At 51.8% G+C, this 16,116-nt stretch carries 16 protein-coding genes; 12 read left to right on the forward strand and 4 right to left on the reverse strand.

The window, feature by feature from the left end:
* The first annotated feature begins 272 nt into the window (after nt 1-272).
* The 10 genes from cobU to F608_RS0112770 all read left to right on the forward strand — a co-directional run bounded on the left by cobU (nt 273) and on the right by F608_RS0112770 (nt 11,917).
* Nucleotides 273-806, forward strand: coding sequence for a bifunctional adenosylcobinamide kinase/adenosylcobinamide-phosphate guanylyltransferase (gene cobU / locus F608_RS0112725; RefSeq protein ID WP_022666027.1), 534 nt, complete (start codon nt 273-275; stop codon nt 804-806).
* Nucleotides 807-819: 13 nt separating this feature from the next.
* Nucleotides 820-1,764 carry a radical SAM protein gene (locus F608_RS0112730; RefSeq protein WP_022666028.1) on the forward strand — a complete coding sequence of 315 codons (945 nt, stop codon included), beginning with the start codon at nt 820-822 and terminating at the stop codon, nt 1,762-1,764.
* A 1-nt stretch (nt 1,765) separates the two neighbouring features.
* A complete protein-coding gene (locus F608_RS0112735; RefSeq protein WP_022666029.1) occupies nt 1,766-2,521 on the forward strand; it encodes an adenosylcobinamide-GDP ribazoletransferase in 756 nt (251 codons plus the stop codon).
* A 25-nt stretch (nt 2,522-2,546) separates the two neighbouring features.
* Entirely contained in the window at nt 2,547-3,629 is a 1,083-nt protein-coding gene (locus F608_RS0112740) for a pyridoxal phosphate-dependent aminotransferase (RefSeq protein ID WP_022666030.1), read from the forward strand.
* Nucleotides 3,622-4,590, forward strand: coding sequence for an adenosylcobinamide-phosphate synthase CbiB (cbiB, locus tag F608_RS0112745; protein WP_022666031.1), 969 nt, complete (start codon nt 3,622-3,624; stop codon nt 4,588-4,590). Before F608_RS0112740 ends, cbiB begins: the two co-directional genes overlap by 8 nt.
* Entirely contained in the window at nt 4,587-5,420 is an 834-nt protein-coding gene (gene cbiR / locus F608_RS31740) for a cobamide remodeling phosphodiesterase CbiR (protein WP_022666032.1), read from the forward strand. Before cbiB ends, cbiR begins: the two co-directional genes overlap by 4 nt.
* 62 nt (nt 5,421-5,482) lie before the next feature.
* Nucleotides 5,483-6,547 carry a flavodoxin-dependent (E)-4-hydroxy-3-methylbut-2-enyl-diphosphate synthase gene (gene ispG, locus F608_RS0112755; RefSeq protein ID WP_022666033.1) on the forward strand — a complete coding sequence of 355 codons (1,065 nt, stop codon included), beginning with the start codon at nt 5,483-5,485 and terminating at the stop codon, nt 6,545-6,547.
* A gap of 26 nt (nt 6,548-6,573) precedes the next feature.
* Nucleotides 6,574-8,085: a proline--tRNA ligase gene (proS, locus tag F608_RS0112760; RefSeq protein ID WP_022666034.1), complete on the forward strand. Its 1,512-nt coding sequence runs from the start codon at nt 6,574-6,576 to the stop codon at nt 8,083-8,085.
* Between the two features lie 58 nt (nt 8,086-8,143).
* A complete protein-coding gene (locus tag F608_RS0112765) occupies nt 8,144-10,294 on the forward strand; it encodes a RelA/SpoT family protein (protein ID WP_022666035.1) in 2,151 nt (716 codons plus the stop codon).
* A gap of 303 nt (nt 10,295-10,597) precedes the next feature.
* Nucleotides 10,598-11,917 carry a PhoH family protein gene (locus tag F608_RS0112770; RefSeq protein WP_022666036.1) on the forward strand — a complete coding sequence of 440 codons (1,320 nt, stop codon included), beginning with the start codon at nt 10,598-10,600 and terminating at the stop codon, nt 11,915-11,917.
* Between the two features lie 72 nt (nt 11,918-11,989).
* On the opposite strand, the gene rpmB is transcribed toward F608_RS0112770, so the two are convergent.
* From rpmB to trxA, 4 genes are all read right to left on the reverse strand, one after another.
* Entirely contained in the window at nt 11,990-12,184 is a 195-nt protein-coding gene (rpmB, locus tag F608_RS0112775; protein WP_022666037.1) for a 50S ribosomal protein L28, read from the reverse strand.
* A 90-nt stretch (nt 12,185-12,274) separates the two neighbouring features.
* Complete coding sequence (locus F608_RS31745; protein WP_244154289.1) at nt 12,275-12,952, reverse strand: outer membrane protein assembly factor BamD; 678 nt, start codon at nt 12,950-12,952, stop codon at nt 12,275-12,277.
* Nucleotides 12,953-12,967: 15 nt separating this feature from the next.
* Nucleotides 12,968-13,882, reverse strand: a complete 915-nt coding sequence (trxB, locus tag F608_RS0112785) for a thioredoxin-disulfide reductase (RefSeq protein ID WP_022666039.1) — start codon at nt 13,880-13,882, stop codon at nt 12,968-12,970.
* Nucleotides 13,883-13,894: 12 nt separating this feature from the next.
* Nucleotides 13,895-14,221, reverse strand: a complete 327-nt coding sequence (gene trxA, locus F608_RS0112790; protein ID WP_022666040.1) for a thioredoxin — start codon at nt 14,219-14,221, stop codon at nt 13,895-13,897.
* Nucleotides 14,222-14,595: 374 nt separating this feature from the next.
* Here trxA and F608_RS0112795 point away from each other — a divergent pair, with 374 nt between their 5' ends.
* Together F608_RS0112795 and F608_RS0112800 are read left to right on the forward strand one after the other, a co-directional pair.
* Complete coding sequence (locus F608_RS0112795; protein ID WP_022666041.1) at nt 14,596-15,279, forward strand: ABC transporter permease; 684 nt, start codon at nt 14,596-14,598, stop codon at nt 15,277-15,279.
* Between the two features lie 92 nt (nt 15,280-15,371).
* Entirely contained in the window at nt 15,372-16,112 is a 741-nt protein-coding gene (locus tag F608_RS0112800; RefSeq protein WP_027362709.1) for an ABC transporter ATP-binding protein, read from the forward strand.
* The last annotated feature ends 4 nt before the right edge of the window (nt 16,113-16,116 follow it).

A 16,116-nucleotide genomic window follows, 5' to 3' on the forward strand; every position in this document is an offset into this window, starting at 1 on the left:
TATGAAAGAAGCCGGAACTGCACCGGAATAGTTCTTCCTGAACCATTCTATATCCAGGATTTTCATGTCTTGTTCTGACTCTCGGTCATTGGGTATAGTCCTACATGAATCAATATAACTTGTAAACATAATAATTCTTTCCAAATCGTTTGGATTCATGGAAAGTTCCGGGTATGTCCCGGAAAAAGTTTTAAAATTTTCAGTTGCGGTGCAAAGGTTGATCCGTTATTCTTGGTCTGCTTTATAACGGAATCATAACAAAGGACAGTCTTTTGGACCATAAAATTACCCTGGTTATCGGAGGATGCAGAAGCGGGAAGTCGGGTTTTGCCCTGGATGAGGCCAATGGGATCGGTGGACCGGAAAAGATCTTTTTGGCCACCTCGGTTCCCAGGGATCCGGAAATGGACAGGCGGGTGGCCAAACACCAGGCTGAGAGGGGAAAGGACTGGCAGACCGTTGAGGAGCCCGTGGATATTCATGAAGTCATTGAAACCCGTTCTGAAAAAGCAGACGTCATCCTGGTGGACTGCCTGACCCTCTGGACCTCCAATCTTATGGTCCAGGAAGAAGATGAATCAAAGATCTTTGAATATACGGAGAAACTGGTTAAGGCCTTGAAAAAAAGCCAGTGCCCTGTTTTCCTGGTGGCCAATGAAGTCGGAACCGGGATCGTCCCGGACAACGCCCTTGCCCGGCAGTTCAGGGACCTTGCCGGTTTTGTGAACCAGAGAATCGCCGGGGCGGCAGACCGGGTGGTTCTGACCGTGGCAGGGATCGGCGTCCAGATTAAGCCTAAAGAGTAGATATGGAAGCTTCATGAGTTATAAACATATTTTCGGTCCGGTCCCTTCCCGGCGGTTGGGGCTCTCCCTGGGGGTGGACCTGGTCTTTCACAAGGTCTGCAGCCTGGACTGTATCTATTGCGAATGCGGTCAAACCACGGATTTGACTTTGGAGCGCCGGGAGTATGTTCCCTTTGAAGCGGTTCAAAAAGAACTGGATCATTATTTTGAAAACCATCCTGATCCGGATTATGTGACCTTTTCCGGTTCCGGAGAGCCAACCCTGAACATCAGCATCGGCCGGGTAATCGACCATATCAAAGAAAAGAAACCCAATACCCGGGTGGCCGTACTGACCAACGCCACCCTGCTGGGGGATCCAGGAGTCAGAAAGGACCTGTCCCGGGCCGATCTTGTGATTCCCTCCCTGGACGGAGTGAGCCAAAAGACCTATAGAAAGATAAACCGCCCCGGCAGGGGACCCGGCGTGGATGAACTGATCCGGGGTCTTAAGACCTTTGCCCGGTCCTTTACGGGAAAGATCTGGCTGGAGGTGTTTATCCTGCCCGGGATCAATGATTCAAGGCAGGAGCTTGAAAGACTTGGGGAGATCATCCGGGAGATCCGGCCGGACCGGGTCCAGCTCAATACCCTGGACAGGCCCGGCACCCTGGCCGGTCTTGAACCGGCATCAAAAGAGGAATTGGAGCGGGTTGCCCGGATCCTGGATGCCGGGAATATCGAAATCATCGCCAGGGTAAAAGACCTGAAATCAGGGCATGGGAATTTGGATCAGGATATGGAAGCCATGGTGGTGGAGACCATCCATAGAAGGCCCTGTACGGTTCAGGACCTTGGAACGGCATTGAACCTGGATATCGGGGAGCTTGAGATTCTGTTGAAACGGCTGGTCATGGAAGGCCGGATCGAATCAACGCTCCAGCAGCGCGGAATGTTCTATCAGACCCGAAAAGAGTAATATGAAATCAAATTTTTTATCCGGCCTACGATCGGCTCTTCTGTTTATCACCATCCTTCCGGCGGGAAAAGATGTTGCCTGGTCCCCCATGGCCATGATCCGGTTTTTTCCGGTGGTGGGGATGATCTTGGGGGGACTCCTGATCCTTGCGGATCTCCTGGTTTCCCGGCTGTGGGCTCCGCCCGTGGCCGCGCTTTTGGACGTGGTTTTTCTTTTGGCCGTGACCGGGGCCTTTCATATGGACGGCCTGGGAGATGCGGCCGACGGGATATTCAGCCACCGGCCCAGGGAAAGGGCCCTTGAAATCATGAAAGACAGCCGCATCGGAATGATGGGGCTGGTGGCCGTAGGGGCTGTTCTGGCCCTGAAGCTTGCCGGCATCTATTCCCTGAAGACCACCCTGGCCCCCTTTCAAATCATAGTCCTGCTGCTGATCGTCCCGGCATATTCAAGGGCTTCCATGATTTTCGGCATCCGGTTTTTAAATTACGGCAGAAAAGGGACAGGCACGGGACTGGATCTGTTTGAACGGGCCATCGGCCTGAAAGACTTTTTTTATTGCCTGATTCCCCTGTTGTTCTCTCTGTTCCTGGGAGTTAGGGGACTGGTTTTAAATCTTTTTTTTATCATCGGTCTGGTATTGATACTGGGCTTTTACAAAAAAAAGATGAACTGCATCACCGGGGATATGCTGGGTGCCATGACCGAGGTCATGGAGGCGTTGCTTTTTCTGGGCGCCGGAGCTGCATTCAACTGAGACTTCAATAATAAGGAAACGAGCTATGATTATCGGTCACGGAGGCAACAAGCAGGAGCTGGCCCAAAAACTGGGATGCCCTGTCCAAGAGATCATTGACATGAGTTCCAATCTGAATCCCCTGGGACCGCCCCCTGAGATTTCAAACATGATCGAGAACAACCTTGGGACCCTTCTTTCCCTGCCCGAGCCCGATGCCCTGACCATGAGAAAGGGCTTTGCAAGATTCCATGCCATTGATCCGGACCAGGTCATGGCCGGCAACGGCACCACCTGGTTCATCTATGCCGTTCCCATGGCCCTGAACAGCAAAAAAGTCCTGATCTGCGGTCCCACATATTCGGATTACAAAGATGCCTGCGCCATGCACGGGATCGAGTACACCCATGCCCTGGCCCGAAGCGAACAGGGATTTCAGCCCGATATGGATGAAATTTCCGATCTGGCCGGGCAGGCTGACCTGGTCTTTTTCTGCAACCCCAACAACCCCACCGGAGCCCTGGTATCCAGGGATAGGATCGAGTTTCTGCTCAAGCGCCATCCTGGGACCTGTTTTGTGATTGACGAGTCCTATCTTCCCTTTGCAGACCTCGCAGATGAGATCTCCCTGGTTTCCCGGACCCGGTATTCCAATCTTCTGGTTCTTTCCTCCATGTCCAAGATCTTTCGAATCCCGGGGTTGCGGACCGGCTTCTTAAGCGGGGACAGGGCCCTGATCGAAAAGCTCTTCCGCTATTACCAGCCCTGGAGTGTGAATTCCCTGGCCCAGAGCGTCATCTCCAGGGTCTTTGACCAGCCTGAATTTATCCTTTCCTTTTATGAAGCCACACGAGAGTTTACCTTCAGGGAAAAACAAATCTTTACGGACGCCGTAAAAGAATGCCCGGGGCTTAAGATCTATCCCGGTTCCACCTATTTTATCCTGGCCGAGCTTCAAGGCTTCACAGCCCCGGAATTCTGTGCCAGGGTGGGCCAGGACAAGATCCTGATCCGGGACTGCACCAACTTTTACGGGTTGACCCGGCAGTTTGTCCGGTTTTCCCTTAAGACCCGGGAGATCAATACAAAACTGGCTGTGAGCATAAAAAAGGTGATTCAAAATGGCTGAACACTCCGGATACCCGGCCATCCTTTTGATTGCCTTTGTCCTGGACGCCCTGGCCGGGGACCCCAGATGGCTGCCCCACCCGGTGGTCTGGATGGGCAGGGCCATCTCCTTTTTTGAAAAAAAATTCAGGGCTGCTTTTACCAACCTCTTTTTATCCGGTCTGGTCTTTGCCCTTTTTCTCATCGCTGTGGTATGGGTTGTCTCTCTGGGAGTGGTGAAGCTGGCCCTTGCCGTTCATCCCGTGGTAGGAATAATTGTCCAGGGGGTACTTCTTTTTTATTGTTTTTCCGTTAAAAGTCTTGTTACGGCCGCCCATGATGTGGCCATTCCCCTTATGGCCGGGGATCTTCCGGAGGCCAGGAACAAAGTGGCCATGATCGTGGGCCGGGAGACCCAGACCCTGGACCGGGAAGCCGTGACCCGGGCCGCTATTGAGACGGTGGCGGAGAACTTTGTGGACGGTTTTTTATCCCCCCTGTTTTTCTTTCTTCTGCTGGGGGTTCCCGGAGCCCTGGCCTATAAGATGATCAATACCTTGGACTCCATGGTGGGATATAAGAATGATGCCTATATATTGTTCGGCAGGGCTTCGGCCCGGATAGACGACATGGCCAATTATATTCCGGCCCGGTTCTCCATGTTCGTGATCTCCGGGGCTGCATTTATCCTCTCTCCCAAAAGGGGAGTAACGGCCCTGAAGACCGCCTTTGAAGAAGCCCGGAATCACAAGAGCCCCAATGCCGGGTTTCCCGAGGCCGCCTTTGCCGGGGCCCTGGCCATGAGGATGGGCGGTCCCAATGTATACCACGGGCAGATGGTGGATAAACCCTATATCGGAGCCCGGTTCCCGGATCCGTCCGTATCAAAGATCAGGATGGCCTGTGAGCTGATGATGCTTTCCGCCCTGGTCGCTGTGGTTGTCGCCCTGGCAGTTATTTTTCTAATCGGGTGGGCGGTATGAAAGCCGAAAGTCAAAAGCCGAAAGCCGGAAGCAAGGGGGAAAAACCCGGAAAGCCCTTCCGCCTTGGAACCACTTCTTTTATCTTTCCGGATTACATCCTTCCCAACGTGAAAAAACTGGGCCCCGTCTTTGATGAGATTGAGATCCTGGTTTTTGAAAGCTTGCCCGAAGAGGTGCTGCCCTCCAGGGCGGAAGTGACCGAGCTGGCCCTTCTTGGCCGGGATCTGGACCTGACCTATAATATTCATCTTCCCGTGGACGTCAGCCTTACCGCCCCGGCCCGGCCGGACCGGGAAAGGGCTGCACAGACCCTGCTCAGGTTGATGGAGAGGCTTGAGCCCCTTTCCCCCACCACCCATACCCTTCACCTGGAAAGGCCCGAAGGGGGAGGTCCGGACTGGGAAGACCGGGCCATGGACGGCATGGATCTTTTCATTCCCAGGCTCGACCGTCCGGAAGCCGTATCCGTTGAAACCCTGGATTATTCCCCGGTCCTTCTGGATCCTTTTTTGGAGAAGTATCCGATCCGTCTATGCATGGATGCAGGCCACCATTTCAAGTACGGCCACGATCTTGAAAGGACATTTGAGACCTACCCTGCCCGGCTGGCCGTGATCCACCTCCACGGGGTGGATTTTTCAGGGCCCAGACCCAAAGATCACATCGGCCTGGACCGGCTGCCCCGGGAGTTGTTTGCCCGGACGGTCCGGATCCTGGAAAGATACTCCGGAACCGTTTCCCTGGAAGTGTTTAACCTTGAAAACCTGAACCGGTCCCTGGAAGTACTTTCTTCCGTTTTCAAGGGCATTCCATGTAAATTATTTGAATAAGCACCCCTTGATGTGGTATTTTATTCATATGTATTTATCAAAATAGAGCAGGAAATTCCCCAATGTCTTTGGTTAAAGAGAGAAGAAAAACCCGGCAGATCAAGGTCGGAAGCGTAGGGGTGGGCTCGGACTCAATTGTGTCGGTCCAGTCCATGACCAACACCTATACCCGGGATGTCGAGTCAACGGTTCATCAGATCCATGGACTTACCCGGGCCGGATGCGACATCATCCGGGTGGCGGTTCCGGATATGGAGGATGCCCGGGCTATCCAGGAAATCAAGGACCGGATCAATATCCCTTTGATCGCAGATATTCACTTTGACTTCCGGCTGGCCATTGCCTCTGCCGAAGCCGGTGCCGACGCCCTCAGGATCAATCCGGGCAATATCGGGGATGAAAAAAAAATCAAAAAAGTGGTCGACTGCGCCAGGGCCCATTCTTTGCCCATCCGGGTGGGGGTCAATGCCGGTTCCCTTGAAAAACAGATCGAAAAAAAACATGGGACCACGGCCGAGGGAATGGTCGAGAGTGCTCTTTCCAATATCCGCATTCTTGAAGATCTGGGGTTTTATGATATCAAGGTCTCCCTCAAGGCCTCGGATGTGGAGCGCACGGTACGGGCTTACGAGATGCTGGCCCCGAAGACCGATGTGCCGTTTCATGTGGGGGTGACCGAGGCCGGCGGGCTTTTTGCCGGTATTACCAAATCTGCCTTAGGCATCGGCATGATTCTGTCCAAGGGCATTGGGGATACCATCCGGGTTTCCCTGACCCGGGATCCCGTGGAAGAGATCCGGACCGGATACGAGATTTTACGGGCCTTAGGGCTCCGCAGCCGGGGACCGGAACTGATCTCCTGCCCCACCTGCGGCCGGTGCCGGATCAATCTCTTTAAAATCGCAGAGGATGCAGAAAAAGCTTTACTTGAGCGCTCCCAAGAGATTAAAGTTGCTATCATGGGGTGTGTTGTGAACGGGCCCGGTGAGGCAAAAGAGGCCGATATCGGCATTGCCGGAGGAGACGGCCGGGGCATCCTGTTTAAGAAGGGAAAGATTGTCAAAAAAGTGGACCAGGACCGGCTTGTTGAAGTTCTGCTGGATGAAATAGACAAAATGGAAAAATAGAATCAAATTGTTTTTGGAGGAAGTGAATGGCAAAAAAGAGTAAGGCGGCAATCTCTCCCACAAGGGAGGAAGATTATCCCCAGTGGTATCAGGAGGTCATCAAGGCATCGGACATGTCTGAAAATTCACCGGTACGCGGCTGCATGGTGATCAAGCCCTGGGGGTTTGCCATATGGGAAAATATCATGAATCAGATGGATGCCATGTTCAAGGAAACCGGGGTGAAAAATGCCTATTTCCCTCTGTTTATTCCCCTAAGCTACCTTGAAAAGGAAGCCGAGCATGTGGAGGGATTTGCCAAGGAATGCGCCGTGGTCACCCACCACAAGCTGGAGCAGGGACCGGACGGTACCCTGATACCGGCCGGGGAACTGGCAGAGCCCCTGATTGTCCGCCCCACCTCTGAAACCATCATCGGCGAGTCCATGTCCCGGTGGACTTCCTCCTACCGGGATCTGCCTATTCTCCTCAACCAATGGGCCAATGTGGTCCGCTGGGAGATGCGGACCCGGATGTTTCTGCGGACCAGTGAATTCTTGTGGCAGGAGGGGCATACGGCCCATGCCACCAAGGAGGAGGCCGAGAAACGAACCCTGGACATGCTCGACCTGTACACGGATTTTGTGGAAAACTGGCTGGCCATGCCCGTGATCAAAGGAGAAAAATCTGAATCCGAACGCTTCCCAGGGGCAGACAACACCACCTGTATTGAGGCCATGATGCAGGACAAAAGGGCTCTCCAGGCCGGGACCTCCCATTTCCTGGGCCAGAATTTTGCCAAAAGTTCCGAAATCAAGTTCCAGAATGAAGAAGGCCAGGAAGAGTACGCCTGGACCACGTCCTGGGGAACCTCCACCCGGATGATCGGCGGTATGATCATGGTTCACTCCGATGATGACGGCCTGGTGGTCCCCCCCCGGGTGGCTCCGGCCCATGTGGTGATCCTTCCCATTGTCAAGAAAGGCTCGGACAATTCCCAAGTCCTGGAAAGCGCAGAGCAACTCAAACAGGCCCTGAACAAGAAAGACTTCCACGGCCGCAGGGTGACCGTGGAGATAGATGACCGGGACATCGGCGGTGCCCGGGGATGGGAATGGGTAAAAAAAGGCATTCCCGTCCGGGTGGAACTGGGACCCAGGGACATTGAAAACAACGCCGTATTCATGGCCCGCAGGGACAAGGCACCCAATGAAAAAGAATCCATGGACCGGGACGGATTCGTGGAAACCATCACTGATATCCTGGATGATATCCAGAAGAATTTCTTCCAGAGGGCCCTGGCCTATCAAAAAGAAAACACCTTTTCCATTGATTCCAAAAAAGAGTTCTACAGCCTCTATCAAAAGGCCGGGGGATACAACAATGGGGCCTTTGTCCATGCCCATTGGTGCGGCTCGGGAGAGTGCGAAGAAAAGATCAAACAGGACCTTTCCGTGACCATCCGGTGCATTCCCTTTGACAGCCCCGAAGAAGAGGGCAGGTGTATCTGCTGTGACAATCCCAGTAAGAAAAGGGTTTTATTTGCCAAAGCCTACTAGCCGGGTTTGGACGGACAATGTTTTTCACCCAGGCAACAACAGGGTAAGATCAGTGTAAATGATCCGAATTACCGATATACTGGATAAGATTTACGAGTACAGTCCGGATGCAGACCCGGACATCATAGACCGGGCCTATATCTATTCGGCCCGGGTCCATGACGGCCAGGTCCGCCTTTCCGGAGAGCCTTATCTTTCACATCCCCTGGAGGTGGCCCACATCCTCGCCGACATGAGGCTGGACCTGGAATCCATTGCCGCGGCCCTTCTCCACGATGTCATTGAAGACACTCCTGCCACCAAAGAGGATATCACGGCCATGTTCGGCCCCGGAGTGGCCCATATCGTGGAGGGGGTGACCAAGCTGTCGGCCCTTCCTTTTTCCACCAAGATCGCCCAGCAGGCCGAATCCTTAAGAAAGATGATCCTGGCCATGGCCGATGATATCCGGGTGATCCTGATCAAGCTGGCCGACCGGGTTCACAATATGCGAACCCTCAAGTACCACAGGAACGCGGATAAACAGGCGGCCATTGCCCAGGAAACCCTGGACATCTATGCCCCCATTGCCGCCCGCCTGGGGATCTTCTGGATGAAGCACGAACTGGAGGAGATCGCCTTTTACTACACCCTGCGGGATGAGTATGAGCGCATCGACGCCCTGGTAAACCGGGCCAGGCATGAAAAAGAAGAGTATATCAAAGAGGTCAGCACCCGGCTCCACTATAAGATGGAGGAGATGGAACTGCCCTGCGAGATCAAGGGACGGTACAAGCAGCACTATTCCATCTACCAGAAGATGATCTCCCAGGACCTGGATTTTGAGGAAATTTATGACGTCATTGCCTTCAGGATCATCATGGATACGGTTCCCCAGTGTTATGCGGCCATGGGGGGAATCCATTCCATGTGGAAGCCCATCTACTATAAGATCAAGGATTATATCGGCAACCCCAAACCCAATATGTACCAGTCCATCCACACCACGGTGATCGGTCCCAGCGGGGAGCGGGTGGAGATCCAGATCCGGACCCATGAAATGGACCGGATTGCCGAATCCGGCATTGCCGCCCACTGGAGTTACAAAGAAGGAACAAAGGTGGAAGAAAACACCGGGGAATTGTTTGCCTGGATCCGGAATCTCGTGGAAAACCAGGAAAATTACAATGACCCGGATGAGTTCCTTGAGAATGTCCGCATTGACCTTTACCCCGATGAAATTTACGTGTTCACCCCCCTGGGGGAGATTAAGACCATGCCCAAGGGGGCCACGCCCGTGGATTTTGCCTATAGCATCCACACCGAGGTGGGAGCCGAATGTACCGGGGCCAAGGTCAATGGGAAACTGGTGCCCCTGGCCCATGAACTTAAAACCGGGGATACCATTGAAATCGTCACCACCAAGGGCCACGCCCCCAGTTCAGACTGGCTCAACTTTGTCAAGACCGTCAAGGCCCGGACAAAGATCCGGGCATGGATCAATGCCCGGGAAAAGGAGAGATCCTTTTCCCTGGGCCGGGAGATGTGCGAGAAGATCTTTAAAAAGAAGAATCAGAATTTCAACAGCCTGGTAAAATCCGGAAAGATCCGGGAGATCGCCGAAGGGTACGGATTTAAAACCGTTGACGACCTCATTGCCCATGTGGGGTTCGGCAAGCTCACCCCCCTCCAGATTTTAAACCGCGCCCTGCCCGATCTGGAAAAAGAAGACAAAGAAGAAAGCCTGCTCCAGAAAATTGTGGGCCGGAGGCGGAAAAAGACGGATACCGGCATCATTGTCAAGGGGCTCAACGATATCCTGGTCAAATTTTCAAAATGCTGCAACCCCCTTCCCGGAGATCCTATTATCGGATATATCACCCAGGGCCAGGGCGTCACCATTCACCGGAAAAACTGTCTCAACGTCATGAAGATGAGCAATGAACGGCAGATAGAGGTCCAGTGGAGCAAGTCCTATTCCGAATCCTATCCGGCCAGCATCAAGATCAAGACCGACGACAGGTTCGGGCTTCTGGCCGACATTGCATCGGTGATTTCAAAGAACAAGTCCAATATTTTAAGTGCAAAGACCGAGACCTCTGAACAGGGGATCGGACTCTTTTATTTTACCATCATGGTTGAGAGCTCGGACCAGCTCAGGAAGATTATGTCCGAAGTGAGGAGGGTGAAAAAAGTCACCGATGTCAAGCGTGTGGTTAGAAATGATTAGTTCCGCTGTTTCCGAAAACATCTGCCGAGTCTCATCATTATATAACAAATCGGTTTTAAAATACTGGATAACTCCGGGAAAATTTATTATGGTAAAATCGGAGTATTTGGATTAGGATCAAAAGAGTTCCATATTACTAACCCTTTTTGGACACCTTATGGGCCCAAAATACTTTTTATCACCCCAAGCCCCAAGAGAGATTCTGCTGCCCGGCGTTTTCCTGCCAAAAACCTCCAACCCCATTATCCGGTATCCGCATATAGTTGTACAATGCGGAAGACCCCCTTATTTGCGGAGATCCCTATGAGAAAAATCTTTATCCTGGATACCAATGTAATCCTCCACGACAGTTCCTGCATTCACCAGTTCAAGGACAATGACATCTATATCCCCATAACCGTCATTGAAGAGCTGGATAAGTTCAAAAAGGGGAACAACGTCATCAATGCCAATGCCCGGGATTTTTTAAGAAACCTGGACGCCCTGTCCAGCGATAAGATGCTCAACGGCGGCGCCCCCATTGAAAACGGAGAAGGAACCATTGCCATTCGTCTCGACATGGAGCTGGATCAGAAGATCAAGGAGAATTTCAATGAAATCACCCCTGATATCAAGATCATGAACATCGCCTATGTCATTGCCAAGCAACACGATTTCAAGAACGTGATCTTTGTGACCAAGGATGTCAACTTAAGGCTTCGGGCCAGGTCCATCGGTCTGAAAACCGAGAATTACAATTCCAAGTATGTTGAAAATTTATCGGATATGTATACGGGCCTGAAAACCATTGAAAACGTGGGGGCAGACGTATTTGAAGATTTGTATGCCAAACCCCATGAAACGGACAAAACGAGGCTGAGCCCGGATCATGAATTTTATATAAATGAAAACATGATTTTAAAGAACGGGTCAAAATCGGCCCTTGCCTGGTTTGACGGGAGTACCGAAACCATCCGCCTGGTCCAGCCCCAGGTCTGTTACGGGGTCAAACCCAGGAACGCGGAGCAGGCCTTTGCCCTGAACGCCATGCTCAATCCGGATATCCCCCTTGTCACGGTTTCGGGCAAGGCCGGAACCGGGAAGACCTTGCTGGCCCTGGCAGCCGCCCTGGCCAGAAAACGGTATTACCGGCAGATCTTTGTGGCCCGGCCCGTGGTCCCCCTGAGCAACAAGGACCTGGGCTATCTGCCCGGGGACGTGGCTTCAAAACTGGATCCCTATATGCAGCCCCTGTACGATAACCTGTCGGTTCTGCAGAGCCATTCCAATGAAGCCAATTCCGAATCAAAGAGAATTCATGAGCTCATTGAAGAGGAAAAAATCGTGATCACCCCGATTTCCTATATCCGTGGCAGGAGCATTGTCAGGGTGTTTTTTATCGTGGATGAGGCCCAGAACCTGACCCCCCATGAGGTAAAGACCATCATTACCCGGGCCGGAGAGGGGACAAAGATCGTTTTTACCGGGGACATCTTCCAGATCGACCACCCGTATCTGGACAGCCAGACCAACGGACTGGCCTTTATTATTGAAAAGATGAAGGGACAGAAGCTTTACGCCCACGTCAACCTTGAAAAGGGGGAAAGGTCTGAACTGGCCGAGCTGGCCTCGAAGATCTTGTAGAAACAGCAAAAGGACCTGTGAAACGTTGCTCACAGGTCCTTTCTGGAAATATGTATCTGCCGTGTACCCTTTTTAAGAGGCTTTGGTGACCTTGCCGGCTTTGATGCAGCTGGTGCACACGTCGATTTTTCGAACACACCCCTCTTTGACAACGGCACGAACCCTCTGGAGATTGGGGTTGAATCTTCTCTTATTCAGGTTGTGGGCATGGCTGACATTATTGCCCACCAGGGGCTTTTTTCCGCAAATTGCGCATTCTTTGGACATTTCAATACTCCCGGAGAAATCTCTCTTTTATTTCATCAAAAATATAACCCGCAATAAGTACACCCATATCCTTTAAAAGTAAAGGAAAAATTAATCTTCTTTCTCTTCTTCTGCTTTGGCCAGTTCCGCTTCCTTTACAAGCTCGGTGCATTCCGGAATTTTTTCCAGGGCTTTTTGGCTCTGGGGGGCCTGGGGGTAAAATTCGACAATGTACTGGTATCGCTTTAAGGCGGCCTTATATTTTTTTGTTTTTAGATAAAAATCAGCCACATAGAGTTCATGGCCTGCAATATTGTTAATGCATTTTTCGATGTTATCCGGGGCGTCCTGGGCATATTCGCTTTGGGGAAACTGCTCCATGAGACGACGGAACTGGGCCATGGCGTTCATTGCCGGGGCGTGGTCCCGGTCAACCGTTCCGATCTGGTTGAACCAGCACAGGCCGGTCTGATGGATCACGTAGGGAACGGCCTCGTTTCTGGGGTGAAGTTTTTCAAAATCTTCATAGGCAAGGACCGCTTCATCATACTCTTCCAGGCGGAAATGGGCGTCCGCGATTTTAAGCTCGGCCAGAATGGCGTATTTGGAAAAGGGATACCAGTCCTTGAGATCCGTATAGGACCGGATGGCGGCCGTGTAATTTTCGTTCATGAATTCAGATGCCCCTTCTGCGGCAAGCTGCTCGGCATTTTTTTCCATCTGACGGGGCCCGTCGTCGTCAAAAAAACCGCAACCGGAAATCAACAGGGCCAGGAATAGGCCAGCCAATACTTTTTTCATAATTTATAAGTTCTCAATATAATGTTCTGCAGAAACAGCGGCAATGGCGGCATCACCAACGGCGGTGGCGATCTGTCGCAAAGGCGTGTCCCTTACGTCTCCCACGGCATAGACCCCGGGTACATTGGTCTGCATATGGGCGTCGGCCATGACGAATCCAAACGCATCGGTTTTGACCTGGTCATTGATAAAGTCTGCATTGGGCTCAATACCGACCCAGATGAAACAGCCGTCTGCCTTCAGGGTTTTTTCCTCATGGGTTTTGACATTTTTCACCCTTACCCCTTCAATGCCGAAAAAGCCCTCAACTCCTGTGGCGATCGTATCCCATACCATTTCTATTTTATCGTTGGCAAAGGCTCTTTCCTGGAGGATCTTGGTGGCCCGAAGTTCGTCCCGGCGGTGAACCAGATAGACCTTTTTGGCAAATTTGGTCAGGAAGATGGCTTCCTGCACCGCCGTATCCCCTCCGCCCACGGCCACCACGGTCTTATCCCGGAAGAACGGGGCATCACATGTGGCACAGAAGGAAATCCCCTTGCCCATGTACTTGTCTTCTCCAATGCCCAGCTTCTTGGGGGAGGCACCCGAGGCGATGATCACGGATTTGGCCGTGATGCTTCTGCCCTTGAGGATGATCTCCTTGGAATCTTCAGACAGGTTCAGGGAACGGACTTCTGCGGTTTCAATTTTCAATCCCAGGCTTTCGGCCTGGATCTTCATCTTTTCGGCCAGATCATACCCCGAAATCCCTTCGGGAAATCCGGGATAGTTCTCCACCCAGTCGGTGACGATGATCTGGCCGCCTGGAACGGCTTTTTCCAGAACCAGGACCTTCATCCGGGCCCTGGCCGCATAGATGCCTGCCGTTAACCCGGCCGGCCCTGAGCCGATAATGACGAGATCGTAATCTGCCATGGCAATTGCTCCTTACACCAGTCCCTGGATGGTCTCCTCGAGTTTTTCCTTGGCCACCATGCCTACGATCTGCTCGGCAATTTCCCCGTCCTTAAAAAAAATCAGGGTGGGAATGGCCTGAACTCCGTATTTGCTCGGGCTGACCGGATTTTCATCCACATTGAGCTTGGCAAAGGTCATCTTGTCGCCGTAGGTGGATTCAAGGGCTTCCACGGTCGGGGCAATGGCCTTACAGGGACCGCACCAGGGTGCCCAGAAATCAACCATTACAGGCTTATCGGATTTTAATATTTTTTCTTCAAATTCGTCATCTTGGATCTCAACAATATTTTCTGCCATGGATTCATCCTAAATTAAGGTTATAATTGCCAGTAAATATAAGGGTATCTTTATTCTTTGTCAAACACTCAGTGAACAGGCGTCGAACACGGTTTCCTATTCATTTTTTTGTCACGGATACTGACATGCCAGGGACCAAAAATCAATAGGGATTGAACCTTCCGGCCTTTTATTGATATACTGAAAGCCGGACTGCAGTCTGTAACAAGCCGGCATATCAAAGATCAGGGGACCGGATGAACCGAAGCGCCGGATCTTCCGATATGGTTTTTCAAGCAGGATCCAGAACCACCACTCGATATTCTTCCAATTGTTCTGGAAAGCCCCTTCGTCTTGGATTCATGGGGACCGGATAAAAGAGATATAGGAAACCAATGCAGCGTTTAATAAGATCAAAAAAACCCGTCCCGGAAAAACAGGTGAAACTCCCCTTTGTAAAGTCCCTTGAAATTGCCCTTAAAAGCATAAGGATCCGGTTTTTCAGGACCTTTATTACGACCATGAGTCTGATTCTGGCCATATCCTTTTATTCCTATATTCAGACCAACGCCATCCTGATTTCGGGTGTGGTCAGCGCCCAGGAAACGGTCGTCCTTCAAAAATTGTCCCAGCAAGGATATGATTTACCGGAACCGGGCACCCCCTATACCACGACCCCCAAGGAGAGGTGGATCTTGTTTTTGTCCCTTCTGGTCTGCATTGTCGGAATTGTAAACACCCAGCTCATGGCCGTGACAGACCGTTTCAGGGAAATCGGAACCATGAAATGCCTGGGGGCCCTGGACCGCTTTGTTTTGAGACTCTTTCTCATAGAGGCCTCCTTGCAGGGACTGGTGGGCTCTCTGATCGGGGTTGTTCTGGGGAGCGCCATTGCCCTGTCCTCTTCTTTTTTTAAATTCGGCAGCCCGATATTTGAACATTTGGATATGGGACTTATGTTTATTACAATGGCCTCAGCCGTAGGGCTGGGTTGTTTCCTCAGCATTCTCGGGGTCCTGTACCCGGCGCTCCTGGCCGCCGGAATGCAGCCGGTGGAAGCCATGCGGGGAAAGGATTGATACAAAAAATCAAAAAAGCATCAACGGGGGCGGCAGGAGTGGAATAGATTCTGTAAAAATCAGTGCGGCGAAAAGAGTTAATGGGTATGGATATGGCTGAACCTAACAATATCGTCCGGGTATCTGGTGTGATCAAGGATTTTTCCCTGGGGAAAAACATTGTCCATGTATTAAAAGGCATTGATCTTGAAATAAAAACCGGAGAATATGTTTCCATCATGGGACCGTCCGGTTCCGGAAAAACCACCCTGTTTAACATGATCGGAGGTCTGGATAAGCCCACGGACGGGGCTGTATTCATCGATGAAATCGATATTTCCCAGCTGGATGCCTATGAACTGGCATGGCTGAGGTGCCGGAAAATCGGCTATATCTTCCAGACCTTTAATATTATCCAGGTCATGACGGCCCTGGAGAACGTCACCCTGCCCATGACCTTTGCCGGTGTCCCGGATGAAGAGGCCCGGGAAAAAGGCATGGCGCTTTTGGAAGTGGTGGGCTTGGAAAAAAGATTTCAGCACAGGCCCTTTGAACTGTCCGGCGGACAGCAGCAGAGGGTTGCCGTGGCCCGGTCCCTGGCCAATGATCCGGCCATTATTCTGGCAGACGAACCCACGGGAAATCTGGATCTGGCAACCGGGGAAGAGATCATCAAACTCCTGAAAATGCTCAGCCGGGAAAAGGGCGTCACCATTATTTCAGCCACCCATGATTTAAAAATGCTCAATGTTTCAGACCGGGTCATCTGGGTCAGTGACGGCCGGGTGGAAAAAATAGAGCGCCGGGACGAACTCTCCATCTCCCTGGGGCAGATCAATGAAAAATGGCGATAGACCC

This window comes from Desulfospira joergensenii DSM 10085 (assembly GCF_000420085.1).
GTDB lineage: Bacteria > Desulfobacterota > Desulfobacteria > Desulfobacterales > Desulfobacteraceae > Desulfospira > Desulfospira joergensenii.

Bases quoted from the DNA above. Each gene is read 5' to 3' on its own strand.
- F608_RS0112730 (WP_022666028.1), top strand. From the start codon at position 820: ATGAGTTATAAACATATTTTCGGTCCGGTCCCTTCCCGGCGGTTGGGG.
- F608_RS0112735 (WP_022666029.1), top strand. From the start codon at position 1,766: ATGAAATCAAATTTTTTATCCGGCCTACGATCGGCTCTTCTGTTTATC.
- F608_RS0112740 (WP_022666030.1), top strand. From the start codon at position 2,547: ATGATTATCGGTCACGGAGGCAACAAGCAGGAGCTGGCCCAAAAACTG.
- cbiB (WP_022666031.1), top strand. From the start codon at position 3,622: ATGGCTGAACACTCCGGATACCCGGCCATCCTTTTGATTGCCTTTGTC.
- cbiR (WP_022666032.1), top strand. From the start codon at position 4,587: ATGAAAGCCGAAAGTCAAAAGCCGAAAGCCGGAAGCAAGGGGGAAAAA.
- ispG (WP_022666033.1), top strand. From the start codon at position 5,483: ATGTCTTTGGTTAAAGAGAGAAGAAAAACCCGGCAGATCAAGGTCGGA.
- proS (WP_022666034.1), top strand. From the start codon at position 6,574: ATGGCAAAAAAGAGTAAGGCGGCAATCTCTCCCACAAGGGAGGAAGAT.
- F608_RS0112765 (WP_022666035.1), top strand. From the start codon at position 8,144: ATGATCCGAATTACCGATATACTGGATAAGATTTACGAGTACAGTCCG.
- F608_RS0112770 (WP_022666036.1), top strand. From the start codon at position 10,598: ATGAGAAAAATCTTTATCCTGGATACCAATGTAATCCTCCACGACAGT.
- rpmB (WP_022666037.1), bottom strand. From the start codon at position 12,184: ATGTCCAAAGAATGCGCAATTTGCGGAAAAAAGCCCCTGGTGGGCAAT.
- trxB (WP_022666039.1), bottom strand. From the start codon at position 13,882: ATGGCAGATTACGATCTCGTCATTATCGGCTCAGGGCCGGCCGGGTTA.
- trxA (WP_022666040.1), bottom strand. From the start codon at position 14,221: ATGGCAGAAAATATTGTTGAGATCCAAGATGACGAATTTGAAGAAAAA.
- F608_RS0112795 (WP_022666041.1), top strand. From the start codon at position 14,596: ATGCAGCGTTTAATAAGATCAAAAAAACCCGTCCCGGAAAAACAGGTG.
- F608_RS0112800 (WP_027362709.1), top strand. From the start codon at position 15,372: ATGGCTGAACCTAACAATATCGTCCGGGTATCTGGTGTGATCAAGGAT.